Origin of the sequence: Mesorhizobium sp. CAU 1741, from assembly GCF_039839275.1 — a bacterium.
In the GTDB taxonomy this organism is placed as follows: Bacteria; Pseudomonadota; Alphaproteobacteria; order Rhizobiales; family Rhizobiaceae; genus Aerobium.
Window position 1 is genome coordinate 401,736 of the sequence record NZ_JBDOQP010000001.1, and the last position, 21,685, is coordinate 423,420.

Here is a 21,685-nt window from a genome sequence, read left to right on the forward strand (position 1 = left end):
GGTCCCGATCAAGGGTTTCGGCGAAACCGGATACAAGGTCAGGCGTTAGCGAAGTTCAGTTGAGGGCACGCATGTCTCGCCAAACGATTTCCATCCTCGTGATGGCGGCCGCCGCCGTCTTTCTTCTGGTGCTGGCACCGGAAGTGTTCATGATCCTGGTGGCCGGCATCTTGCTGGCCGTGTTTCTCAGTGGCGGTGGACATGCGATCGCGAGGCGGCTGCATATCGCTGACCATTGGGGCATCGCGATCTTCATCCTTGCGGTCGTCGTCGTGCTGGTGGCCTTCGCTGCGATCCTAGCTCCAGAGGTATCGAACCAGATTGACGAGCTCACACGCAGGATTCCCGAAGCGTTCGAGGACTTTCGAGATCGCATCGAGCAGTATGCGTGGGGAGACCGCCTGCTTCGTAACTTGACCCCTGAATCACTGACCTCCGGGGACGGCCCGCAGGCCGCCATGTCGGCGCTGACGGGCACATTCGGCGTCCTCGGGAATTTCGTCATCATATTCTTCATCGGCCTCTATGGCGCACTCGATCCACGTCTCTATAGCACTGGCGCAAGACTGCTCCTCGCGCCGTCGATCCGAGGCCGCGGGGAGGTGGTGCTGTCGGCAGTCGGCAACACGTTGAAGCAATGGCTTGCAGCGCAACTGATCGCGATGACCGTGGTCGGCGTGCTCACCTCGTTCGGACTATGGCTGGCGGGAGTGCCACTGGCATTCGCACTGGGTTTCATCGCGGGCGTACTTGCATTCGTGCCCAATATCGGCCCGGTGCTGGCCATCGCCCCAGCACTGCTGCTTGCGATCCCGGAAGGCCAGACGACGATACTGGTGGTGCTGGCGGTGTATCTTGGCGTCCAGGCGCTGGAAAGCTATGTGATCACCCCGCTGATCCAGCAGGAGAGGGTATCCTTGCCGCCAGCGCTGGTGATCGCGGTGCAGCTTCTCTTTGGTGTCCTGTTCGGGCTGCTTGGCCTTGCCCTCGCGACGCCGATCGCAGCGGCCGCGATGACACTGGTGCGCATGGTCTACATCGAAGACTATCTCGAGCGTGAGAAGGCCTGACGGCGAACCAGGGCGCTACTGGAGCGCCTCCGCTTGGAAATCTCCGCAACCGGCGAGATCAGAAATACCGCAGGGTGGGAGTTCGCGCGCGATGTCGCGCAACGCCGAGCGGAAGCCCTCTTCGAGCGTGGGGTGATAAAACGGCATGCGCAACAGATCGTTGACAGTGAGCTTTTGCCCGATAGCGAGCGCAAGTAGGTGGGCGAGGTGTTCGGCGGCGGGCGCAGCCATCGCGGCACCGAGAATGCGGCCGTCCTGCTTGTCTGCATAGACCCGCAGCATGCCGTAGTTTTCCTGCATGATCCGGGCGCGTCCCTGTCTCTCATAGCTGACGGAGCCGACGAGCGTGCTTTCCGGATCGAGCTCCTCGAGCGCCTTTCCAATGGTCGCGACCTCGGGATTGCAGAAGACAACGCCCATGGGCGTGCGGCGCTCGAGGCTGACGGGCTCGTCACTCGTCGCATTGATGCCCGCAATGTGGCCTTCGTCGGCCGCCTCGTGCAGCAGTGGCCGGTCGCCATTGCCGTCTCCGGCGAGGTAGACGTTGGTGTCGCCGATCCGCATCGTGTTGGCATCGACCGGAGGCATGCCATGGTCGTCGAGGACCACGCCAAGCGTTTCGAGGCCCAGGCCCGCGACATTGGGTTTGCGGCCGATCGCGACGACAATCGCGTCCACAATCGTGGAACGCCTGTCCCAAGAAAGCTGAATACCTTTGTCGGTCTCCGACAGTTCCACTTCAGCCCCGAGGTGGATCGTGAATTCCTTTCGCAGCCTTGCCTGCAATGCCTCGGCCACGTCCTTGTCCTTGACGCCGGCGACGGACGCTCCGGCGTCGAAGGCGTGCACTTCCACGCCGAGCCGGGACAACGCCTGCGCAATCTCGACGCCGATCGCGCCAAGGCCGATGACGCCCATGCGCGCGGGCAGGTCCTCCTGTTCGAACAAGGTGTCGGAGGTCAGAATGCGCTTGCCCAGCGCCTGCCAGGGTTTCGGAACCACCGGGCTTGAACCTGGCGCCAGAATGATGCGCTTGGCCGCAATCCGGCGACCGCCGACCGTTACGTGGCCTTGTCCGTCCAGAACGGCCCGGCCGGCAATGTTGCGCTCGCCCAGATCGGCCGTCGACTTGAGGACGCCTTCGACGAAATGATCCCTGAGCGTGCGTACGCGCCTGAGTATCTGGGGGATGTCCGCCCGGGCGTCGGCGGCGCCGGTGATACCGAATTCCGGCAGCCTATGCGTCGCATGAAGCGCGTTGGCCGCGGCGATCAGCGCCTTTGAAGGCATGCAGCCGACACGCGCGCAGGTGGTGCCGTAAGGCTCCTCGTTGATGATGACGAAATTGTCGGTTCGACGTCGTACTTCACGCAGGGCTGCCAGCCCCGCCGTTCCCGCACCCACGATCGCGACATCGACCGACATATCACCCATCTCAAATTCCTCCAGTATCGACAATTCTCGTATTTGCGTTCGATAACACACGGCGTCTGCATGGCGTTCCGCTGCTGGACCTGGAAGCGCATGCGTCCTAGGAATCGAACCGCGCAATTATGGAGACGCCACGATGGCAGGCCATGTCGATCCCACCAAGGAAGTCTACAAGGCGTTTCGCGAGGCAGATCGCGACGGGCCCATTCACATGCTGAACCTGGTGAGGTTTCGCGACAAGGCGGCCTACCCGGATGGGCGCGAAGCGACCGGTGCGGATGCATACGCTGCATATGGACGCGATAGCGGTCCCGTCTTCGAAAGGCTGGGCGGCCGCATCGTCTGGCGGGGACGTTTCGAGCTGATGCTCATCGGGCCGCAGGACGAAGCCTGGGACGCCTGCTTCATCGCCGAATATCCGTCGGTTCGAGCCTTTACCGAAATGCTTGCCGATCCCGTCTATCGCGAGGCGGTGAAGCACCGCCAGGCAGCGGTGCTTGACTCGCGGCTGATACGCCTCGCGCCTTCGGCGGTCGGTTCCGGCTTCGGCGGAAAGACGTGACGCGGTCAGCGTGACGGCGCTGCCGGTATCGTTTCGAACATGGTCGCGCCGAGCTTTCTGAGCAGCGCGGCGAGCGCCTCCTGCTCGTCCTCGGACAGGCCAGCGAGCATCCGCGCCTCGATCTCCATGTCCTGCCCGAACACCGTCTCCACCAGGTCCCGGCCGCGTGGCGTCAATTGCACCAGCAGGCTGCGGCCGTCGTCTGGGGCAGGGGGACGTTCGATGAGCCCGACAGCCTCGAGCCGGTTCAGCCGGGCGGTCAGTCCTCCGGACGTGACCATCAGCGAGCGGTACATTTCGGTCGGGCGCATCGTATAAGGTGGTCCGGCACGGCGCAGCGTGGCAAGCACGTCGAACGTGCCCCCGTCCAGCCCATGCTTTTCCATGATGCTCAGAATTTCCGGGCGGGCGCGACCTACGATCCGTAGAGCTCGCCCCAGGATCGCCATGCCGCGCGTGTCGACGTCCGGCAATTCCCGTGCCCAGCTTTGCCTGAACCTGTCGACGTCATCCATTTCCATCAATGCGCACCCCGTATTTTATGTTGACATCAACGTAAATGTCTTTATGAGAAGATAAATCGAATGATCGCTCCTTGTCGAGTGCCGGCACTGCGAAAGGCTTGCCCATGAATCCGAAAGTAATGCTCTGGACAGGTCGCGCCCTGACAGGTCTTTTTGCGCTCTTCATGCTCGGGGCATCCATCGCGCCGAAGCTGCTGCAGATGCCGGTGGCCGAAGAGATCATGGCCGAGCTCGGATGGCCAGCGGGCTATGCGATGATGATCGGCTTTATCGAACTCGGCTGCCTGATCCTCTACCTCGTGCCACGCACGAGCCTGTTGGGCGCCGTTCTGATGATGGGACTGCTCGGCGGGGCCTTGGCCACGCAGGTCAGGGCGGAGAGCCCGCTCTTCAGCCACGTGTTCTTCAGCCTGTATCTGGGACTGTTCATGTGGGGCGGGTTGTGGCTGCGCAGTCCACGGCTCCGCGCCCTGTTTCCTCTCGCGCGGGAGACGCCCGCCATCTGACGGGCGCCGCCCCGCGCCGGCGGTCTATTCGATCACGGCGCAGGCCAGGCGGTCTCCCGCGTCGCCGGAAGGCTGGCTTTCATAGTCGTCCGCCCCGGCATGAATCATCAGTGCGCGACCGACGACGTCATTGTCTCCGTCCCCGAGCTTGATGAAGGGGTTGAAGACTTGCGCGCGCAAGGTGCCGTCCTCGCCGACATACTGGTTGGGCATGTCGCCCGCATGCGGACCTTCCGCAGCGAGATAGCCATGCTCCTGGGATGTGGGGTTGAAGTGCCCCCCTGCCGATTCATGGTTCGTGGTGTGATCGCACGAACCGGTCTCGTGGACGTGGAATGCTACCCATTGAGACGAGGGCAATCCGCTCACCTCCACAGTGATCAGGACGCCCGTCAAGGTCTGGACGAGATCGGCCGAACCGTTTGATTCACCGTTCGCATCGACGAAGTCGGCCGCCGCCGTGCGGCTTTCCTGTGCGAATGCGCTGCCCGCCATCAGAAACGTGGCAGTGGCGAGGGCAATGGTCTTCTTCATGGCTTCCTCCTTGTGGGATGAAGGTCGAACGGGAGCCTGCGCGCATTGTTCCATGCTGCCGGCTTTCTCTGCGGGCCTGTCCTGAGATTCGCCCCTGGTCGCTAACGCCTTCGTGTTGCGGGCGAGGGAACAGGCGTCGTCTTGTGCAGTTACGGCAGGTGCGCTGTCGTGCGCCCGAAGGATGATCTTGGTGATGCTGGACTTGATCGAACCGGCGCGCGCCGCCGAGCACGCGGCGCTCTCCTATGTGAGCGATACCGATCCTGGATACCGACGCAGGCGTGCCGGAAACGGCTTCTACTATCTCGATTCCAGAGGTGCCCGTCTCGATGACCAGGCGATCGTCGCCCGGATCAAGGCCCTCGCGATACCGCCCGCCTGGACCGACGTGTGGATTTGCTCCGATCCTGAGGGGCACGTCCAGGCGACCGGTCGAGACGAAAGGGGACGCAAGCAATATCGCTACCACGCGGCGTGGACGATCTGTCGCGACGAGGCGAAGTTTTCCAGCCTCACCAGTTTCGCGCGCTCCCTGCCCAAGCTTCGCGCTCGGGTGGACAGGGATCTGCGTCGGCACGGGTTGCCGCGCGAACGCGTGGTGGCGAGCGTCGTGCGGCTGCTCGATGCCACATTGATCCGCGTCGGCAACGACAGCTACGCGCAGGAAAACAAGAGCTTCGGCCTGACCACTCTGCGCTCGCGCCATCTCAAGGTGGCAGGATCGAGCTTGCGATTCTCCTTCATGGGCAAGTCGGGTCAGGAATGGCGGCTGACGCTGAACGACAGGCGAATTACCAACGTCGTTCGCTCCATCGCGGAACTGCCGGGGCAAAGGCTGTTCCAGTATCTCGATGAAGATGGCGGCCGCCACCACATCCGCTCGCAGGACGTAAACGAGTATATTCGTGAAACCAGCGGGGCGGATTTCACCTCAAAGCATTTTCGGACATGGGGTGCGACGGCTGCGGCCGCGCTGGCGCTTGCCGACGAGGAATTGCCGGCAACGAAGCGGGCCACCGCCATCACCCTGAACGGGGTCATCGATGGGGTCGCCGGCAAGCTGCGGAACACCCGCGCCGTATGCCGAAGCTGCTATATCCACCCCGCCGTCGTAGAGGCATGGCAGGACGGGCGGCTCGGCGATGAGATTGGTGCGCTTCGCAGGCGTTTGCCGCGCCCTCTCAACGGCCTCGACGCGAGCGAATCCACGGTGTTGCGCTGGCTTTCAAGCCTTGAAGACGCGGCTCAGCCGTCGCCCGGATAGGGTTCGGTCTTCAAGAGTCTCGCCAGATGAGCGGTGTTTCGCCCGAGCATCGCCACCGCCTCCGTCACCTTGTCGGGCACGGGATCGAGGTCCTTGAAGTCGACCGAACCCATCGCCTCGCCGACCCAGTAGGCAACCGCGTTGGGGGCGATGCTGAAGCCGACATCGTTCAGCGCCTGGTACAGCTCCGCCGAGACGTGATGCGCGCCGTCCTCGTTCCCGACCACGGCCACCGCCGCGACCCGGCCATACGAGACCATGCGTCCCTGGTCGTCCGTTTCCGAAAGAAAGGCGTCCATGCGTTCGAGTGCCCGCTTGCATACGCTCGATGGCTGCCCCATCCAGATCGGCGTCCCTATGATCAGGATGTCGGCGGCAAGAATGCGCTTGCGCAGTGCCGGCCATGCGTCTCCCGGGCCTTCGTCACAGGTGACGCCCTGCTTGATATCGTGATCGGCAAGTCTCACGATCTCGCCGTCGATGCCGTGGGTCTTAAGGTCGTCAAGTACCAGCTGCAGCATCCGGTCTGTCGAAGATGGCTCGCCGGCCGAACTGGCCTTGAGGGTCCCGTTGAGGGCAATCGCGGTGATCTTGGTCATGATGGCATCCAATGGCAGTGTCGTGGCCGCAACGCAGTGTTGCGGCGGCGCACCCTTCCAAACCGGCCGAGTCCCGATAGGTTCCTTCCAGGACGTTCGCGAGCGTCGAGGGGAGAGAGACACTTGGAGCACACCCAACTTGAGCAACTTCTTGATCGTGAAGCGATCCGCGATTGCATCTACCGCTATTGCCGGGGGATTGACCGAGCAGATGAAGAAGCGCTCCGAAGCGCTTACTGGCCGGATGCGCATGACAGCCATGGCGCCTACAATGGCCCGGCCGAAGGCTTCATCGCGCGTGTCCTGGAGGTCTTCAAGAAAGAACCGCGCAACGTCCACCAGGTATCGAACATCCTGATCGAATTCCTGGAGCCGGGCGTGGCTGCCGTCGAAAGCTATTTCCTCGCACTTCAGCGTGGACCCGACCGCGAGGGCGTCACGCGCCAGGTGCTTCTGTCCGGCCGCTATTGCGATCGCTTCGAAAAGCGAGACGGCGAATGGCGGGTCGCGCATCGGACAGTCGTTTATGACTGGGTCGACGAGCAGACACCGCCGACGTCGAGCGAGACGGAGCGTTTCAAGGTGCGTCAGCCCATTGGCACTGCTTATCCGAACGACCCGATCTACGCATTGCTGAATGGACCTCCGACGCTAAAGCCCTGAGAGCGCCACGGGCATCTGCCTGGGGCGCCACCGGCATCCGCCGCTTTGGGTCAGGGGCTGCGCTCGACATGGGCGCGGATTGCGTTGCTGTCGGCATCGATCCAGCCCTTGCCCGCCGCGTAGTCGATCATCTTGCGGTAGTCCGCGAGCCATTCGGCGGTAGGCGGCGCACCGGGAAGTGCCGGCACCGCGTCGACGGCGACCAGCACGTTGTCGTCGTCGACGTAGAACACGTTCTCGATTTCGGGTCTCTTCCGTGTGGTCTCCCGCAATCGCAGCTTGAAGCCTTTGAAGTCGTCCGGCTCGACGAGGCGGAGTCCGTCAGCGGGTGAGTAGTCGACAATCATTGATAGCCTCCGTTGGTGGTTTTTGCCGGCCCGCTGCTACGTCGCTTCAAGCGGAAAGCGGCGCTCCGGCAGGCCGCGCACGCCAAGCCCTTCGATCGCGAACAGGCAGCCGCCTCGTTCGTCCTTCGAGATCGCCCGGCCGGAGCCGGAATCCTTAATCGAGGTGACGAATAGGGTGCCAAGATCGTCTGCTCCGAAGGCCACGCTGGAAGGCAGATCGGTCGGCGCGTCGATGAGCCGGTCGAGCGTGCCGTCGGGTGCAAAACGGCCGATCTTCGCCGCGAAGATCAGTGCCACCCACAGGTATCCCGCCGCATCGACCGTCGCGCCGTCCGGTCCGGTGTTCCACGCCCTTGTATCGACGAGCGTTCGACACGCTCCGGGGGCGCCGTCGTCCGCGGGATAGTCGTAGGCCCTGATTGCTCGCTCCACGCTGTCGGCGAAATACAGCGTACGACCATCCGGGCTGAAACAAAGCGAATTGGAGATGCGTATGCCGGCCACGAGCGCGTCGTGTCTTCCCGCCGCATCGATCCGCCAGAGCGTTCCGAGCGGATCGGCATGTACGCCCATGCTTCCGCACAGAAAGCGGCCTTCGCGGTCGGTCTTGCCGTCATTGAAGCGTATGCGTTGATCGGCCGGCTCCGGCGTGAATAGCGGTTCCAGCCGCTCGTCGGAGAAATGGAAGCGATAGAGTCCGTCTTGAAGGCCGACCACCAGCGTGTCCGCGTCGCCAAGCGCAACCGAGCCGATCATCGACGGCATCGCCCATTGCCGGAACGTGCCCTCCCGGGGGTCGTGGCAACGCAACAGGCGCGACACGCCGTCGACCCAGTAGATGACGCCGTTGTCGGGGTCCCAGACCGGGCTCTCGCCGAGCAGATCCGCCCGCTCAGATACGCAGCGTATGGTGACGGGCATGGTGTCAGGCCTTCATCCTCTTCACGAGCGCATCCGCGATGACCACGCCTTGACCTTCAGGACGCACAAAAGCGGGATTGATGTCGAGTTCGACCACGCCCTTTTCCGGGTTGGCAACCAGGTTGCCGACACGTACCAGCAAGTCCACCAAGGCGTCGATATCCGCGCGCTGCTGACCGCGCGCGCCCTTCAGGAGTGTCGAGACCTTTGTTTCCTCGATCATGGCCATGGCGTCCGCGCGCGTCAGCGGTGCGAGCCGGAAGGCAACGTCGCCAAACGCTTCGGCATAGATCCCGCCGGCACCGAACATGACGGCGGGACCGAGCGCGGGATCGCGCATCGCGCCGATGATGGTTTCCACTCCGCCCTTGATCATTGGCGCTACAAGCGCACCCGCGATCTTGATTCTTCGACCGATCCGCGCGGGAATATTCTGCATGTCCTCAAAGGCCGCGCGGACGGCGGCGGCATCGACGAGATTGACACGCACGCCGCCGACATCCGATTTGTGCGGCAGGTCGGCGGAGACGATCTTGAGCACCACCGGATAGCCGATCTTCCCGGCAGCCGCCACCGCTTCATCGGCGCTCGCCACCAGCGCCTCGTCCGGGATGGCAATTCCGGCGTCGCGCAGCAGGTCCTTGGATGCTGCCTCGTCCATGGTGACGGGTTCGCCAATCTGCGCCAACGGTGCAGCCGTGCCGGTCGCCATATCGCCGGTGTCCAACCTTTTCGCGGCTTCCGCGAAGCGCCAGAGCGCGCCAACACCGCGCATGCAGCGTCCCGGTGTCGGATAGACCGGAATGCCTTCCTCTTGAAGCAAGTCGACCGCGGCGCGTGCTGCATCGTCGATCGGTGTCCAGGAAACGGCGATGGGCTTCGCCGTACGCTGGAGAAGGTCGATCATCGCCGTTGCCGCACGGCCAGCCGCCGGTCCGCCGATGGCCGCGAAGCCGATGGCGATCATGTCGAACTCGCCGCTTTCGCCGGCCTTGCGGAGAGCATTGGCAAAGGCCTCGCCACCGGTGATCGCCTCGGCGGTGACGTCTAGCGGGTTGGCAATGCTGGCAAAGGCCGGCAGCGTTTCACGAAGCTCGGCGGCAAGTGGTTCCGAGAGACCCGAGGCTTCGAGTCCGTAGCGCGAGGCCCTGTCGGCCATGACGATGCCCGCGCCTCCGGAAACGGTGATCATCAACGTGCGTGGACCGGCTGGCAGGGCGGGTGTCGAGAACGCCTTCAGGCTGTCGGCCATGTCGGCGATGTCGTCCGCCTCGATGATGCCGAACTGCCGAAACGCGCTGAAATAGAGCGCGGCGTCGCCGGCGAGATTGGCGGTATGAGACGCCGCCGCCTTCGCGCCACTCTCGGTGTTGCCGACCTTCCACATCACGATCGGCTTGCGCAAGCGCAGGGCTTTTTCGGCAACGCCACGCAACCGCGTCCCGTCACGCAGTCCCTCTACATAGGCGCCGATGGAACTGGTGCCGGGATCATCGAGATAGGCGTCGATCAGGTCCAGGGTCGTCGTCGTCGCTTCGTTGCCGGTGGAAACGTAGCGCCGCAGCCCGACACCCTCGGCATTGACGCCCATCACGATCGAATTGCCGAACGCGCCCGATTGAGACGTCAGGCTGGTTCCGCCGACATAATAGTCGAGGCCGTACGGCACGCCGAAGCCGACGCGCACGTCGCCGGCAATGTTCATCAGGCCCTGGCAATTCGGCCCGATCACACGAATGCCGGTCTTCGTTGCTTCCTCGAGGTCGCGTTGCAGTGCTTGTCCGTCAGCACCTGTCTCGGCGAAGCCTGACGAAAAGACAATGGCGAACGCAACGCCCATCTCGCCCGCCTGGCGGATGACGGCTGTTACCATCGGGGCGGCAACCGCCACGACGACAAGGTCTGGAACGCCTGGCAATGCGGCAAGGTCCGGATAGGCTTTCAGCCCCGCGATTTCGGCATGGCGCGGGTTCACCGGATAGATTGCGCCGGCATAGCCCTTCTTCTGCAAATAGCTGATCGGCTGGCCGCCAATCGCCAACGGGTTGGAACTTGCGCCGACCACTGCAATCGCACGTGGCGAGAACAGAGCATCGAACGCGCTCGCGGTGTTCTCAAGCATCGGTGCCTCGCAGTGTGAGCTTTGCAATCGTGAGCTGGTGAATCTGGCTGGTGCCCTCGTAGAGCCGGAACAGCCGGACATCTCGATAGAAGCGCTCGATCGCGCTGTAATCGCCGACATAGCCCGAGCCGCCGAACATCTGCACCGCCCGGTCGGCGACGCGGCCGCACATCTCGGATGCGAAATATTTGCACATCGAGGCCTCCAGCGTCGTGTCGATCCCGTCGTCGCGCTTGCGCGCCGTGTCGAGCACGAGCGCGCGGGCAGCGTGAATTTCGGTCTGACAGTCGGCGATCATGGCCTGGACGAGCTGGAAATCGCTCAGGCTTTTGCCGAACTGCCTGCGCGACTTGGTGTGCCTGACCGCCTCGTCAAGCATGCGGATGGCCGGGCCGATGCAAAGTGCCGCAAGATGCAGGCGCTGCTTGTTGAGCACCTTCATCGTGGTGCGGAAGCCCATGCCTTCCACCCCACCGATGAGATTGTTTGCCGGCACCCGGCAATCATCGAAATGCACTTCGCCCACCGGAGAACCTGCCTGTCCCATCTTGCGATAGGCCGGACCTGTCTCAAGGCCGGGTGTGCCGCGCTCGACCAGGAAGGCGCTGATACCGCGCGCGCTGGGATCGGACGGATCGGTACGCGCCATCACCGTGAACAGGTCGGCGATCGGCGCATTGGTGATGAACGCCTTCGAGCCGCTGAGAACGTAGTCGTCGCCATCCCTGCGCGCGCTGGTGGTGAGCGACACAGCATCCGAGCCGGCGTCACGCTCGGTCAGTGCGAAGCAGCCGGTCATCGCGCCGCTTGCCAGTTCCGGCAGGTAGCGGTTCTTCTGGTCTTCCGTTCCGTCTGCGACCAGCGCCTCGGAGCCGATGCCCGTATTGGTGCCGACGCGTGCCCGGAAGGCGACCGAGCATTGCGACAGTTCGAGTGCGCCGAGAACAAGCTCTTCCGCAGTCAGGCCGCGGCCGCCATAGGCTTCGGGGATGCTCCAGCCGAAGAAGCCGCGTGCGCGCATGTCGGCAACGAGGTCGTCCGGCACGTCGTCCAGTTCTGCGACGCGCTCCTCGTTGGGAATAGCCACCTCGCGTACCCAGTCTCGTACGCCACTCAGCAGTCGCTCCAGTTCCTCCCGGTCGCGGATCATGCGTTTTCCGTTCTATCGTTGCGGTTTGCGAATTGTTCGTGGCGCGGCGGCAATCGCTGCTTCTGACGAGATGGCGTGCTCCGAAAGGATTTCGTCGCGGTGTTCGGCAAAGGACGGCGGCCGTCTGCGGTAGGTTGCGGGCGTGGATGAAAGCTTCACCGGGCTTGCCGTGCCGCGCGCGCCATCGGTCTCGACGATCATTGCGCGAGCATGTGTGTGAGGATCGTCGATCACCGCATCGATCGAGCGCACCGGCGCGCAGGGCACACCAGCATTGATGAGCCGTTCGCCGATCACCTCAGCCTTGTGATGGAGAAGGGAGGCTTCAAGGATGACGCGTAGCGCGTCGCGATTGACGTTGCGGGTCGCCGTGCTACCGAAACGCTCGTCTTGCGCCAGGTCTGGCAGTTCGAGGACTTCGCAAAGGATGGAGAACTGACGGTTGTTGCCTACCGCGAGAAACAGATCGGCGGTGGCGGTGGGATAGCTATCATAGGGCGTGATGTTGGGATGCGCGTTGCCGCTGCGGCCGGGCACGACACCGCTGAGAAGGTAGTTCGGAATGTGCGGGTGAAGAAGCGAGATGCCGTTATCGTAGAGTGCGGATTCGACCCGTTGGCCGCGCCCAGTGGCGGCTCGTGCCTGCAGGGCGAGAAGCACCCCAAGCGCGGCGTTCAATCCGGTGACCATGTCGACGACCGGAAGGCCGACGCGCAGCGGCTTCCCACCGCGTTCGCCATTGACGCTCATCAGGCCACACAGTGCCTGGAGGGCGGCATCATAGCCCGGGCGCCCTCCATAGGGGCCGTCTTCTCCGAAGCCGGTCACGCGGCAATGGATGAGGCGGGGGAATCGCTGGGCGAAGTGGTCGGCACCCATGCCCCATCGTTCTAGCGTGCCCGCCTTGAAATTCTCGATCAGGACGTCGGCGTCACCAAGAAGATGAAGCAGCAGTTCGCGCCCCGCCGGCGCGCCGAGGTCGATGGCGATGCCGCGCTTGTTGCGGTTGAGACCGAGGAAATAGCTAGCGGCATCGCCTTGGAAGGGCGGTCCCCAGCCGCGTGTTTCGTCGCCCTCCGGAGGTTCGACCTTGACCACGTCGGCGCCATGATCGGCAAGGATCTGGCCGCAGTAGGGCCCACCGAGCACGCGGCTCACGTCGATGACGCGAATGCCATGCAATGCACCGTGTGACTGCGCGTCATCCGCGCCAGGCTGGAAATCCATCGCGCGTCCTCCCAATGCGCTCAGGCGGCTTCAAGCGTCTGCAGCATGCCTTGATAGTTGATGAGCGGGCGACCGGATCGGGTATGCGAATGCACGATGCGGCCGACGATCAACCGGTGTGTGCCGACCAGATGCGATTGCATGATCTCGCATTCCATGGCGCACAGCGCGTCTTCGAGAAGCGGCAGGCCGAGGGGGCCATCGTCGATCCACGAACCGGTGGCGAAGCGCTCAAGGCCACGCAATCCGCCTTGGCCGGCAAATCGCATAGCAAGCTCCTTTTGCTCGATGCCGAGCAGATTGACCGTGAAAGCGCCTGTCTCAAGGATTGTGCCATGGGCCTCGGCCGACGTGTTGACGCCGATCAGCAGGCAGGGTGGTTCAGCCGACACCGAGGTGACCGCTGAAACGGTCATACCCCGACGATTGCGGCCGTGGCCCGAGGTCACGATCGCCACGCCCCCTGCCAGTGTTCGCATAGCCTGCTTGAATTCGTCGCTGTCGACTGCCGGTGGCGACATGGAAGGGGCATGGCTGGAAAGCAGGCCGTCGGAAACCGGTGTGCGTTCCCCCTGCCAGTTGCTTGCGAACGTCATATCCATGGCCAACTCCTTTCAGGCGGCGTCGCGACGCGACGTGCCGGTCTTGTCGCCAAGTTCCTTGCGGATTGCAGGGATGATCCTGTCGCCCCACACCTCCATCTGGCGCAGCATGGTCTTCTGGTCGAAGTCACCGAGCTGGGTCTGGATGGCGATGTGGTTCGGCTTGAGAATGGAGATTTCCTCCAGCATCCTGTCGATCACGTAGTTGACTTCGCCGACCGGCAGGTTGGCGCGCAACTGTTCGAAGGAAAGGTCGGTCGGGCTTGGCTCTTCTTTGATGAGGTAGCCGTCCTCGCTCTGGGCGCGGCGGAACTTGAGGCTCTCGGAGAGGCGACGCTGGAAACGCGCGTTGTCGAGATAGGAATCCACCTCGGCCTTGTTGTCGCTGGCGAAGGCACAGCGAAGGAAGCCGAACTTGGTGTCCTCGATGACGCGGTTCTGCTTTGCGGCGATGCCTTCGAGCTTTTCACGCAAGCCCTTGATGCCATCCAGCCCGTTGAGCAGGGCGGTGACAAACAGGTTGTCGCCCTCGGCGACCGCCTTGCCGAGCGTTTCGGGATTTCCGGAGGTCACCCAGATCGGCGGCAGCGGCTGCTGCACCGTGCGAACCGCGATCGACGTCGGCGGAATGGTGAGGAACTTGCCGTCATAGGAGAACATGCGCTCGGTGAGGCCCTTCTTGATGACCTCGAACATTTCGGCGAACAGGCCGTGGGCATCTTCCAGCTTCGTGCCGAAGCGCTGGAACTCGAAATCCTGGTAGCCGGAGCCGACGCCGAAATCGAGGCGGCCGTCCGACACGGTGTCGGCGAAGCCGATCTCGGCCAGCAGGCGCAGCGGTTGGTAGAGCGGCAGGATGCAGACCGCGGTGCCCAGCCTGATACGGCTGGTCTTGCCTGCACAATGCGCCACCATCATCAGCGGAGACGGGGACAGAGAATAATTGTTGAAGTGATGCTCGGCATACCAGGCATTGTCGAAGCCCGCCTGCTCGGCCATCACGGTCTGCTCGACCGAGTTCTTGATGACGTCGCGCGAGGATTGATGATAGCCGCGCTGCTGGGCGAGGATGAAGACGCCGAATTCCATGGAGCAATCCTCCCTTTGTTGACACTCAGGGGGAAGTGTAGCAATTGCAGATTTGACATCAATCCGGCCAGCTCGGATAACACTTGTGCATTGAGCGCAAAGGTCGCGACATGGATCGATTTCAGGTGATGCAACTTTTCGCCGACAGTGTCCGGCTTGGAAGCCTGTCAAAAGCCGCCCGCCATGTCGGGCTCAATCCTGCTTCCGTGTCGCGGAAGATCTCCGAACTCGAGCAACGTCTGGGCGTGCAACTGCTCAACCGCACGACGCGGCAGGTGGCGCTGACCGAGGCCGGGCGGGCGTATCTCCAGCATATCGACAAGGTACTCGAAGGGGTTGCCGAGGCGGAAAACGCGGCAATCGCGCTTCAGAAGACGCCACGCGGCACGTTGCGCATCCACTCCCGGACGCTGTTCGGCGTGCAGGTCCTGGGGCCGTTGTTGCCGGTCTTCCAGGACCGCTACCCCGACATACGCATCGAACTGCGCCTTTCGGAAAGGCCGATCCAGTTGCGCGAGGAGGATTGCGACATTGATTTCCGTATCGCGCCGCCGCGCGATACGGGCCTGATGCAGCGCAAGCTGTTTTCTAGCGAGCGCATCCTGATCGCAGCACCCGACTATGTCCGGCTCAATCCGCCGATCGCGGCCCCCGAAGACCTCGAGCGACATCGATGCCTGACCTACTGGATCGGCCATGACGAGATGGTGTGGCGGTTTCTGCGCGAGGGCCGGCTCCAGGAAATGGCGATTCCGGCAGGGATCTCCGTCAATAACGGCATCATCCTGCGGGACCTGGCGGTGGCCGGAAGAGGTGTGGCGCTACTCGACGACTACACCGTGACGGATGCGCTGGAGCAGGGGGCGCTCGTTCGGGTGCTGCGGGACTATCAGGTGACGAACACCACCTTCGAGGAGGGCATGTATGCGACCTATATCGAGGCCGCGCACGTACCTGAGAAGATCCGGACGTTTCTCGATTTCCTCGTCGGCGCGTTGCGCCCGCTTCTCGCGCGCCGCAATGCTGCAATGGCCCAGACGAGCGCCAGTTGAGAGGATTTCGCGCGCCTTGACCGGTCGGTCAGCTCCTCTTACCTTCGGGTCAATTGCATGAAAATTGAATCGAGGATTCGGTGAGCGTCAGATCGGGTGTTGCGGAAGTCGAATCGTCGGAGCGCGTCGCGCAGATCCTCGATGCCTCGGCACGGATATTCGCGAGCAAGGGATATGAAGGCACATCGATGCGGGACATCTCGGAGTCCTGTGGCATATCGAAGTCGCTGCTCTACCACCATTTCACCAACAAGGACGAACTCTACACCCGCGTGGCCGAGACGGCGACCAAGGAACTCTATTCGTTCGTTGAAGGCCGTGTCGCAGCGGAGACCGATCCGACGCAGCGGATTCGCGCCTTCATGCTCGCCACCGCCGAATATTTCCATCGCTACCGTTGGGCGTGGATAGCTTCCACGAATGCGTTCTGGAGCGATCCGAAGCGGCGGCGTCAGAAGGAACGGATGATGCGCCGCAAGCGCTACGAGACTCATCTGCGCGAACTGATCCGCGACGCCGTGGAGGCCGGACAGATTCGCAACGTCGACGAGGCCATGGCAGGCCGCCTGATCCTGTCCGCGCTGAACTGGATGCACCGCTGGTACGACCCATCGAAGTCGGCCACCCCGCACGAGATCGCCGATACGTTCTTCGACCTGATTTTCAAGGGATTGGAAAACAAGGGCTGACGCTTCGATGTGAGCGTCGCCGACCCGCGCGACGAAGCGGGCAACGCGCCGGCCGATCGTCTGGCCGGCGCGAAAATTCGCTAGTTCAGCGACAGGTTCTCGGCTTCGATGATCTCGCCCCACAACGCTTTGTCGGCGTCGAGCTGCTCATCCAGAAGCGATGGCGGACCGGAGCGCACGCGCAGTCCTTCGGCAGCAAGACGGCCGGCGATCGCCTCGTCGGCCAGTGCCTTGTTCGCCGATTTGTTGATCATCTCGATCATCTCCTGAGGCGTTCCCTTCGGCGCATGAAGCGCGGTCCAGAACGACGCGGTCAGCTTCGGGTAGCCCTGCTCGGCGAGTGTCGGCGTATCCGGGAACTGTTCAAGGCGCTCCTCCGTGGTCAGGGCCAGGATCTTCAACTTGCCCGCCTTGACGTGCTCGACGAGTGCGATTGGCGTCGCGAAGCTGAGTTCGGCCTGGTTGGCGAGGAGGTCGACAAGCGATGCCGGGTTGTTCCGATACGCCACGTCAACGACGGGGATATCGAATTCCTTGCCGAGTATGAGGCCGAACAGATGCGTCACGCTGCCAGGTCCGAGCGTGCCGTAGCGCATCGGACGGTCCTGTTCCTTCGCCCATGCCACGAACTCTTCCACGTTGTTCACAGGCAGGCTGGAGTTGATGGTCAGCGAGAGCGGCCCGTCGAAGAGCATCGCTACCGACTCGAAATCATCGAGGGAATAGGGCAGGTCTTCGCGCAGCATCACATTGAGTGACACCGGACCCGTGCCGCCCGAAAGCAGGGTCAGGCCATCTGGATTTGCGCGCGCGACATACTGGGCGCCGACAATGCCGTTCCCGCCGGGCTTGTTCTCGACGAGAACGGGACGACCGAGATCCTGGGTCATGAATTCGGCAACCAGACGTACGACGCCGTCGACCGAGCCGCCGCCGCCATAGGGCACGACGATGGTAATCGGTTCGTCTGACTGGGCATATGAGAAGGTGGGCGCCGCAAGTGCTGCAAGCGCCGTTCCGGCGATGGCCGAGATCGCGCGTCTTCTGTTCATCCTGAGCATATTCTCCTCCACGAGAGCTGGGTTGAAGGACTGCAACATTAGAGGTGACTGACCGATCGGTCAACAAGGTTATGAAACCTAGTGGCTTGATAGGATCAGTAGTGCATGGTAATCAACGGCACTGACCGACCGGTCAGCCTGCGGATTGAAAGGGAGGAGTTGGTCATGAGTGCGGCGCCAGTTCGGCTGGAAGTTTCAGATTTTATTGCGGTCGTCACCATCGACCGTCCGCCGGTCAACGCGCTCAATCGGGAGGCGCGCGAAGCTCTAGTGTCCGCTTTCGACGAGATCTCCGAGCGTGAGGATGTGCGTGTGGCGATTCTGACGGGTGAGGGCAGGACGTTCTGCGCCGGTGCCGACCTGAAGGACCGTCCCGATGCCGAAAGGAAGGGCGATTTCCTCAGCCACAATCGCATCACGCGCGAGACGGGCAACTCCATCAAGGAATGTTCGAAGCCGGTCATCGCAGCGATCAATGGACCCGCGCTCGGTGCCGGGTTCGGTCTGATGGCGGCATGCGACATCTTCATCGCTTCGGAGAACGCCACCTTCGGCATGCCGGAGATCAATGTCGGGCTCGCCGGCGGCATCTCGATGCTGCGCACGCTTTTCGGGCGTTCCACGACACGCCGGATGTTCTTCACCGGCATGAGGCTGACCGCGCAGGACCTTCTCGACCGCAACATCATCGAGGCTTGCACGTCGCCGGATGAGTTGATGCCGATGGCGATGGAGATCGCTCATGAGATCGCGTCCAAGAGCCCGATCGCCATCGCCTATGCAAAGCAGGCGGCGAACATGGTAGACCTGATGCCGCAGCGCGACGCCTATCGGTTCGAACAGAATTTCACCATGGCGCTATCGAAGACTGAAGATGCGCGCGAAGCGCGTGCCGCCTTCATCGAGAAGCGCAAGCCGGTGTTCAAGGGACGCTGAGATGCAGGTGGGAGAGGGACTCGACGCCATCTTCGAGCCGCGGTCGATCATGATCGTCGGCGCGTCACAGGACGCTACGAAGATCGGCGGCAGGCCAGTCGAACTGCTGGTAAAATACGGCTATGCCGGAGGCATCTTTCCGGTCAATCCACGCGCTGAAACGGTGCAGGGACTGCCCGCCTTCGCGTCGGTCGCCGATGTTCCAGAAGCTGCCGACCTCGCGCTCATTGCCGTTCCCGCGCAGGCTGCCCCAGGTGCGGTGCGTGAATGCGCAAACAAGGGTGTGCGCGCCGCCGTCATTCTGTCGTCCGGCTTCTCGGAACTGGGCGAGGAGGGCATGAGGCTCCAAGCTGAACTTAGCGAAGTCGCGCGAGGGACAGGTCTGAGGATCGTCGGCCCGAACTGTCTCGGCACGGTCGGCGTGGCGCACAAGGCGATCGCGACATTTTCGATCGTGCTCGAAAGTGCCATGCCGAAACCTGGCGCGCTCGCCATCGTCTCGCAGAGCGGCAACCTCGGCAGCTTCACCATGCGGCTGGCGATGGAACGCGGCATCGGCGTCAGCCGGTTCATGACCACTGGCAACGAATGTGACCTCGATATTGCCGACGGCATTTCGTGGCTCGCCAGGGACGCTCAGACCCGGGTGATCCTGTGCGCGATGGAAACCTGCCGCAACGGTCCCAAACTGATGCAGGCTCTCGACGAGGCGCAGGCAGCCGGCAAGCAGGTGGTCGTCCTCAAGATCGGCTCGTCCGATGCCGGCCAGGCGGCTGCGGCTTCGCATACCGGCGCGCTAGCGGGTTCCGACATGGTGTTCGACGCGGTGTTCCAGCGATCCGGCGCGATCAGGGTGCACAGCGTCGAACAGTTGATGAATGTCGGCCATGCCGCTTCGATGCTCCTGCCCGATCGCCTGCCGCAAGGTCCCCATGTGGCGCTGGTGACGGCATCAGGTGGTTTCGGCGTGATGATGGCTGACGCCGTCAGTGGCGTGGGGCTCGACGTGCCGCCTCTCTCGCAAGCCGCGCAAGACAGGATCCTGGGCGTCGTTCCGTACGCGTCGCCACGCAATCCCGTCGATACGACGGCGCAGGTTTCGAGCCGTCCGGAATTGCTCGAGGAAGTGCTTTCGGCCGTCGTCAGCGACGATGCGTGCGACGCCACGCTGCTCCTGTTGTCCTCGTCGCTTTACCTGCCGCGCCTGCGCACGGTCTATATGGAAGCGCTGAGCAGGTTGAAGGAAGCCCATCCGGACCGGCTGCTGATGCTGATCGTCAAGGGGCCCGCTGACGCCGTGGCAGAACTGAATGCCATGGGATACCCGACCGCCGACAGCATCGACGCGGCCGCGTCCACCATTGCCTCGCTGGCGGCAATGGGGCGATCACCGCGCGTTCAGGGAGGCCGCTCGACCCCACTGTTGGGGTTGCCGGAACTTCCCGCCGACGCACTGCTCAACGAGCACGGCGCCAAGGCCGCGCTTGCCGCGGCGGGCGTGCCGGTGCTTGCCGAGCGCCTCGTCAACACTGCCGATGAGGCGGTGTCTGCAGCCGATGCGATGGGTTATCCGGTTGTCATCAAGATCGTCTCTGCCGATCTGCCTCACAAGACGGAAGTTGGCGGCGTCATCCTCGGGATTGCCAACGAGCGCGCCCTTCGCGAGGCGTATGATGTGATGCTTTCAGGCGTGACGAACAAGGCGCCGCATGCGCGAATCGACGGCGTGCTCGTTGCGCAGATGGCAAAGTCGGGTGTCGAACTCATCCTCGGCACCAAATGCGACCCGATCTTCGGCCCGGTGGTGATGGCGGGTCTCGGCGGCATCTTCGCCGAGATTGTCAGGGACGTGGCCTTGCGCGTGGCTCCCGTCGACGAGACGGAAGCCGAAGCGATGCTGCGTTCGCTCAAAGCCTTCAAGATACTCGATGGCGCTCGCGGACGACCGCGCGCCGACATCGCCGCAGCGGCGCGCGCGATCTCTGCCCTGTCGCAATTCGCGGCCCATCACGCCGACAGGATCGTCGAGAGCGACATCAATCCGCTGGTGGTGCTCGCAGAAGGAGAAGGCGCAATCGCGCTCGATGCACTCATCGTCGGGGCACCCCAGCAGAACGAGGAGCACAACGCATGAACGCGCTCACCAGTGTCGCTCACAAGGATCAACGCGCGGCGGAAAATGACGACTACCGCCGGTCGATCCGCAACTGGCTAGCCGAGAACCTGCCTGCGCATTTCAGGCGTGATTCCAGTGCTTACCGCGCGCCGGTACTCGACGAGCAGAAACAGTTCGAAGCGGCGATGCACAAGGCGGGACTGGTCGGCGTAGCGTGGCCGAAGGCCTATGGCGGCCACGGCCTCAGCTTGCGGGAACATTTGGTCATCAGCCAGGAGATCGGCCGTCTCGCGATGCCGGAGAGTGTCAACTCGATCGGCAAGGAGCTAGCCGGCCCGATTATCCAGGTTGTGGGCTCGGAAGACCAGAAGCAGCGGTTCCTGCCATCGATTCTGCGCATGGAGACGATCTGGTGCCAGGGCTTCTCAGAGCCGGGCGCGGGTTCGGACCTGGCCGGGCTTCGGACGAAAGCGGTGCGCGAGGGCGACGAGTGGGTGATCAACGGACAGAAAATCTGGACAAGCGGTGCTTATCGGTCCCAACGCTGCCTGCTTCTGGCACGCACTGGGACCGTTGAGGATCGCCATCGCGGTCTCGCGCTGTTTGCCGTCGACATGAGCCTGCCTGGCATCAACGTGCGGCAGATCAAGTCGATCGACGGGAAGGAGAGCTTCTGCGAGGTCTTTTTCGACAATGTCCGCGTTCAGCAATGCGATGCGCTGGGTGAACCTGACGAAGGCTGGCTGGCGGCGGTGCGCGTGCTCTCCATCGAGCGCGCGACCAATCGCATGCATCGCACCTGGCGGTTCGAAAACGAGTTGCAGCATCTCTTGAGGACGTGCCGGGATGCGCCGGTATTGGCTCCGCTGCTCAAGGAAAGCGATTACCGTCGCCGGATTGCTGCGACGCTCGCCGATATCGAGGTGCTGAAGGCCTATGTGGAAGGTGTCGTCGAGGCCATTTCCATCGGCGAGGCGATAGGCGCGCGCGGGTCGCTCTACAAGCTTTTCTGGAGCGAGGCGCATCAGCGCTTCTCCGTGCTCGCGCTCGAGATGCTTTCCAAGGCGCCGGTCGATGCCGGACCCGAGGTGGCCAATGCCATTGCACGCTTCAATGACGTCTATCTCCTCGGCCGGTCGGAAACGATCTACGCCGGAACTACGGAAATCCAGCTCGGCATCATCGCCGACAGGATCCTCGAACTGCCACGGGTGAAGTGA

General features: G+C 63.0%; 22 protein-coding genes. 10 read left to right on the forward strand and 12 right to left on the reverse strand.

The genetic code is table 11. The features are described from left to right. Positions 1-71: 71 nt before the first annotated feature. The gene (locus AAFN84_RS01895; protein WP_347512717.1) at positions 72-1,070 is read left to right on the forward strand and encodes an AI-2E family transporter; all 999 of its coding nucleotides are present in this window, start codon (positions 72-74) and stop codon (positions 1,068-1,070) included. A gap of 15 nt (positions 1,071-1,085) precedes the next feature. Here AAFN84_RS01895 and AAFN84_RS01900 read toward each other — a convergent pair whose 3' ends face one another. Next, positions 1,086-2,504 carry a dihydrolipoyl dehydrogenase gene (locus tag AAFN84_RS01900; protein ID WP_347512718.1) on the reverse strand — a complete coding sequence of 473 codons (1,419 nt, stop codon included), beginning with the start codon at positions 2,502-2,504 and terminating at the stop codon, positions 1,086-1,088. Between the two features lie 133 nt (positions 2,505-2,637). Here AAFN84_RS01900 and AAFN84_RS01905 point away from each other — a divergent pair, with 133 nt between their 5' ends. Then, complete coding sequence (locus tag AAFN84_RS01905; RefSeq protein ID WP_347512720.1) at positions 2,638-3,063, forward strand: DUF1330 domain-containing protein; 426 nt, start codon at positions 2,638-2,640, stop codon at positions 3,061-3,063. Between the two features lie 5 nt (positions 3,064-3,068). On the opposite strand, the gene AAFN84_RS01910 is transcribed toward AAFN84_RS01905, so the two are convergent. After that, positions 3,069-3,584: a MarR family transcriptional regulator gene (locus tag AAFN84_RS01910; protein ID WP_347512722.1), complete on the reverse strand. Its 516-nt coding sequence runs from the start codon at positions 3,582-3,584 to the stop codon at positions 3,069-3,071. A gap of 107 nt (positions 3,585-3,691) precedes the next feature. Between AAFN84_RS01910 and AAFN84_RS01915 the strand changes: the two genes are divergently transcribed. Beyond that, positions 3,692-4,093, forward strand: a complete 402-nt coding sequence (locus tag AAFN84_RS01915; RefSeq protein WP_347512724.1) for a DoxX family protein — start codon at positions 3,692-3,694, stop codon at positions 4,091-4,093. A 24-nt stretch (positions 4,094-4,117) separates the two neighbouring features. Here AAFN84_RS01915 and AAFN84_RS01920 read toward each other — a convergent pair whose 3' ends face one another. Next, a complete protein-coding gene (locus AAFN84_RS01920) occupies positions 4,118-4,627 on the reverse strand; it encodes a superoxide dismutase family protein (RefSeq protein ID WP_347512726.1) in 510 nt (169 codons plus the stop codon). Positions 4,628-4,820: 193 nt separating this feature from the next. On the opposite strand from AAFN84_RS01920, the gene AAFN84_RS01925 reads away from it, so the two are divergent. Next, a complete protein-coding gene (locus AAFN84_RS01925) occupies positions 4,821-5,891 on the forward strand; it encodes a DNA topoisomerase IB (RefSeq protein WP_347512727.1) in 1,071 nt (356 codons plus the stop codon). On the opposite strand, the gene AAFN84_RS01930 is transcribed toward AAFN84_RS01925, so the two are convergent. Next, positions 5,873-6,490: a flavodoxin family protein gene (locus AAFN84_RS01930; RefSeq protein WP_347512729.1), complete on the reverse strand. Its 618-nt coding sequence runs from the start codon at positions 6,488-6,490 to the stop codon at positions 5,873-5,875. The two genes, AAFN84_RS01925 and AAFN84_RS01930, sit on opposite strands and share 19 nt — an antisense overlap. A 123-nt stretch (positions 6,491-6,613) precedes the next feature. Between AAFN84_RS01930 and AAFN84_RS01935 the strand changes: the two genes are divergently transcribed. Further along, a complete protein-coding gene (locus AAFN84_RS01935; protein ID WP_347512731.1) occupies positions 6,614-7,153 on the forward strand; it encodes a nuclear transport factor 2 family protein in 540 nt (179 codons plus the stop codon). 50 nt (positions 7,154-7,203) lie between these two features. Here AAFN84_RS01935 and AAFN84_RS01940 read toward each other — a convergent pair whose 3' ends face one another. Genes AAFN84_RS01940 through AAFN84_RS01970 form a run of 7 tightly spaced genes read right to left on the reverse strand, consistent with a single transcriptional unit; the run spans position 7,204 to position 14,611 of the window. Further along, a complete protein-coding gene (locus AAFN84_RS01940; RefSeq protein WP_347512733.1) occupies positions 7,204-7,500 on the reverse strand; it encodes a hypothetical protein in 297 nt (98 codons plus the stop codon). Positions 7,501-7,536: 36 nt separating this feature from the next. Further along, positions 7,537-8,421 (reverse strand): SMP-30/gluconolactonase/LRE family protein, encoded by an 885-nt coding sequence (locus AAFN84_RS01945; protein ID WP_347512734.1) that lies wholly within the window; start codon positions 8,419-8,421, stop codon positions 7,537-7,539. A 4-nt stretch (positions 8,422-8,425) separates the two neighbouring features. Beyond that, a complete protein-coding gene (locus AAFN84_RS01950; protein ID WP_347512736.1) occupies positions 8,426-10,543 on the reverse strand; it encodes an acetate--CoA ligase family protein in 2,118 nt (705 codons plus the stop codon). Beyond that, positions 10,536-11,693 carry an acyl-CoA dehydrogenase family protein gene (locus AAFN84_RS01955; protein WP_347512738.1) on the reverse strand — a complete coding sequence of 386 codons (1,158 nt, stop codon included), beginning with the start codon at positions 11,691-11,693 and terminating at the stop codon, positions 10,536-10,538. The genes AAFN84_RS01950 and AAFN84_RS01955 overlap by 8 nt, the downstream gene beginning before the upstream one ends. Positions 11,694-11,705: 12 nt before the next feature. Further along, the gene (locus AAFN84_RS01960) at positions 11,706-12,920 is read right to left on the reverse strand and encodes a CoA transferase (protein WP_347512739.1); all 1,215 of its coding nucleotides are present in this window, start codon (positions 12,918-12,920) and stop codon (positions 11,706-11,708) included. A gap of 20 nt (positions 12,921-12,940) precedes the next feature. Beyond that, positions 12,941-13,522, reverse strand: a complete 582-nt coding sequence (locus AAFN84_RS01965) for a flavin reductase family protein (protein WP_347512741.1) — start codon at positions 13,520-13,522, stop codon at positions 12,941-12,943. Positions 13,523-13,534: 12 nt separating this feature from the next. After that, positions 13,535-14,611, reverse strand: a complete 1,077-nt coding sequence (locus AAFN84_RS01970; RefSeq protein WP_347512743.1) for an LLM class flavin-dependent oxidoreductase — start codon at positions 14,609-14,611, stop codon at positions 13,535-13,537. Positions 14,612-14,721: 110 nt separating this feature from the next. Between AAFN84_RS01970 and AAFN84_RS01975 the strand changes: the two genes are divergently transcribed. Then, positions 14,722-15,663 (forward strand): LysR family transcriptional regulator, encoded by a 942-nt coding sequence (locus AAFN84_RS01975; protein ID WP_347512745.1) that lies wholly within the window; start codon positions 14,722-14,724, stop codon positions 15,661-15,663. Between the two features lie 80 nt (positions 15,664-15,743). Continuing rightward, a complete protein-coding gene (locus tag AAFN84_RS01980; RefSeq protein WP_347512746.1) occupies positions 15,744-16,352 on the forward strand; it encodes a TetR/AcrR family transcriptional regulator in 609 nt (202 codons plus the stop codon). An 80-nt stretch (positions 16,353-16,432) separates the two neighbouring features. On the opposite strand, the gene AAFN84_RS01985 is transcribed toward AAFN84_RS01980, so the two are convergent. Further along, a complete protein-coding gene (locus AAFN84_RS01985; RefSeq protein WP_347512748.1) occupies positions 16,433-17,404 on the reverse strand; it encodes a tripartite tricarboxylate transporter substrate binding protein in 972 nt (323 codons plus the stop codon). Between the two features lie 174 nt (positions 17,405-17,578). Here AAFN84_RS01985 and AAFN84_RS01990 point away from each other — a divergent pair, with 174 nt between their 5' ends. Genes AAFN84_RS01990 through AAFN84_RS02000 form a run of 3 tightly spaced genes read left to right on the forward strand, consistent with a single transcriptional unit; the run spans position 17,579 to position 21,685 of the window. After that, a complete protein-coding gene (locus AAFN84_RS01990) occupies positions 17,579-18,349 on the forward strand; it encodes an enoyl-CoA hydratase/isomerase family protein (protein WP_347512750.1) in 771 nt (256 codons plus the stop codon). A gap of 1 nt (position 18,350) precedes the next feature. Beyond that, on the forward strand, positions 18,351-20,483 hold the full coding sequence (locus AAFN84_RS01995; protein ID WP_347512751.1) for an acetate--CoA ligase family protein: 2,133 nt from the start codon (positions 18,351-18,353) through the stop codon (positions 20,481-20,483). Then, complete coding sequence (locus AAFN84_RS02000) at positions 20,480-21,685, forward strand: acyl-CoA dehydrogenase family protein (RefSeq protein WP_347512753.1); 1,206 nt, start codon at positions 20,480-20,482, stop codon at positions 21,683-21,685. The genes AAFN84_RS01995 and AAFN84_RS02000 overlap by 4 nt, the downstream gene beginning before the upstream one ends.

Bases quoted from the DNA above. Each gene is read 5' to 3' on its own strand.
- AAFN84_RS01895 (WP_347512717.1), top strand. From the start codon at position 72: ATGTCTCGCCAAACGATTTCCATCCTCGTGATGGCGGCCGCCGCCGTC.
- AAFN84_RS01900 (WP_347512718.1), bottom strand. From the start codon at position 2,504: ATGGGTGATATGTCGGTCGATGTCGCGATCGTGGGTGCGGGAACGGCG.
- AAFN84_RS01905 (WP_347512720.1), top strand. From the start codon at position 2,638: ATGGCAGGCCATGTCGATCCCACCAAGGAAGTCTACAAGGCGTTTCGC.
- AAFN84_RS01910 (WP_347512722.1), bottom strand. From the start codon at position 3,584: ATGGAAATGGATGACGTCGACAGGTTCAGGCAAAGCTGGGCACGGGAA.
- AAFN84_RS01915 (WP_347512724.1), top strand. From the start codon at position 3,692: ATGAATCCGAAAGTAATGCTCTGGACAGGTCGCGCCCTGACAGGTCTT.
- AAFN84_RS01920 (WP_347512726.1), bottom strand. From the start codon at position 4,627: ATGAAGAAGACCATTGCCCTCGCCACTGCCACGTTTCTGATGGCGGGC.
- AAFN84_RS01925 (WP_347512727.1), top strand. From the start codon at position 4,821: ATGCTGGACTTGATCGAACCGGCGCGCGCCGCCGAGCACGCGGCGCTC.
- AAFN84_RS01930 (WP_347512729.1), bottom strand. From the start codon at position 6,490: ATGACCAAGATCACCGCGATTGCCCTCAACGGGACCCTCAAGGCCAGT.
- AAFN84_RS01940 (WP_347512733.1), bottom strand. From the start codon at position 7,500: ATGATTGTCGACTACTCACCCGCTGACGGACTCCGCCTCGTCGAGCCG.
- AAFN84_RS01945 (WP_347512734.1), bottom strand. From the start codon at position 8,421: ATGCCCGTCACCATACGCTGCGTATCTGAGCGGGCGGATCTGCTCGGC.
- AAFN84_RS01950 (WP_347512736.1), bottom strand. From the start codon at position 10,543: ATGCTTGAGAACACCGCGAGCGCGTTCGATGCTCTGTTCTCGCCACGT.
- AAFN84_RS01955 (WP_347512738.1), bottom strand. From the start codon at position 11,693: ATGATCCGCGACCGGGAGGAACTGGAGCGACTGCTGAGTGGCGTACGA.
- AAFN84_RS01960 (WP_347512739.1), bottom strand. From the start codon at position 12,920: ATGGATTTCCAGCCTGGCGCGGATGACGCGCAGTCACACGGTGCATTG.
- AAFN84_RS01965 (WP_347512741.1), bottom strand. From the start codon at position 13,522: ATGGATATGACGTTCGCAAGCAACTGGCAGGGGGAACGCACACCGGTT.
- AAFN84_RS01970 (WP_347512743.1), bottom strand. From the start codon at position 14,611: ATGGAATTCGGCGTCTTCATCCTCGCCCAGCAGCGCGGCTATCATCAA.
- AAFN84_RS01975 (WP_347512745.1), top strand. From the start codon at position 14,722: ATGGATCGATTTCAGGTGATGCAACTTTTCGCCGACAGTGTCCGGCTT.
- AAFN84_RS01985 (WP_347512748.1), bottom strand. From the start codon at position 17,404: ATGAACAGAAGACGCGCGATCTCGGCCATCGCCGGAACGGCGCTTGCA.
- AAFN84_RS01990 (WP_347512750.1), top strand. From the start codon at position 17,579: ATGAGTGCGGCGCCAGTTCGGCTGGAAGTTTCAGATTTTATTGCGGTC.
- AAFN84_RS01995 (WP_347512751.1), top strand. From the start codon at position 18,351: ATGCAGGTGGGAGAGGGACTCGACGCCATCTTCGAGCCGCGGTCGATC.
- AAFN84_RS02000 (WP_347512753.1), top strand. From the start codon at position 20,480: ATGAACGCGCTCACCAGTGTCGCTCACAAGGATCAACGCGCGGCGGAA.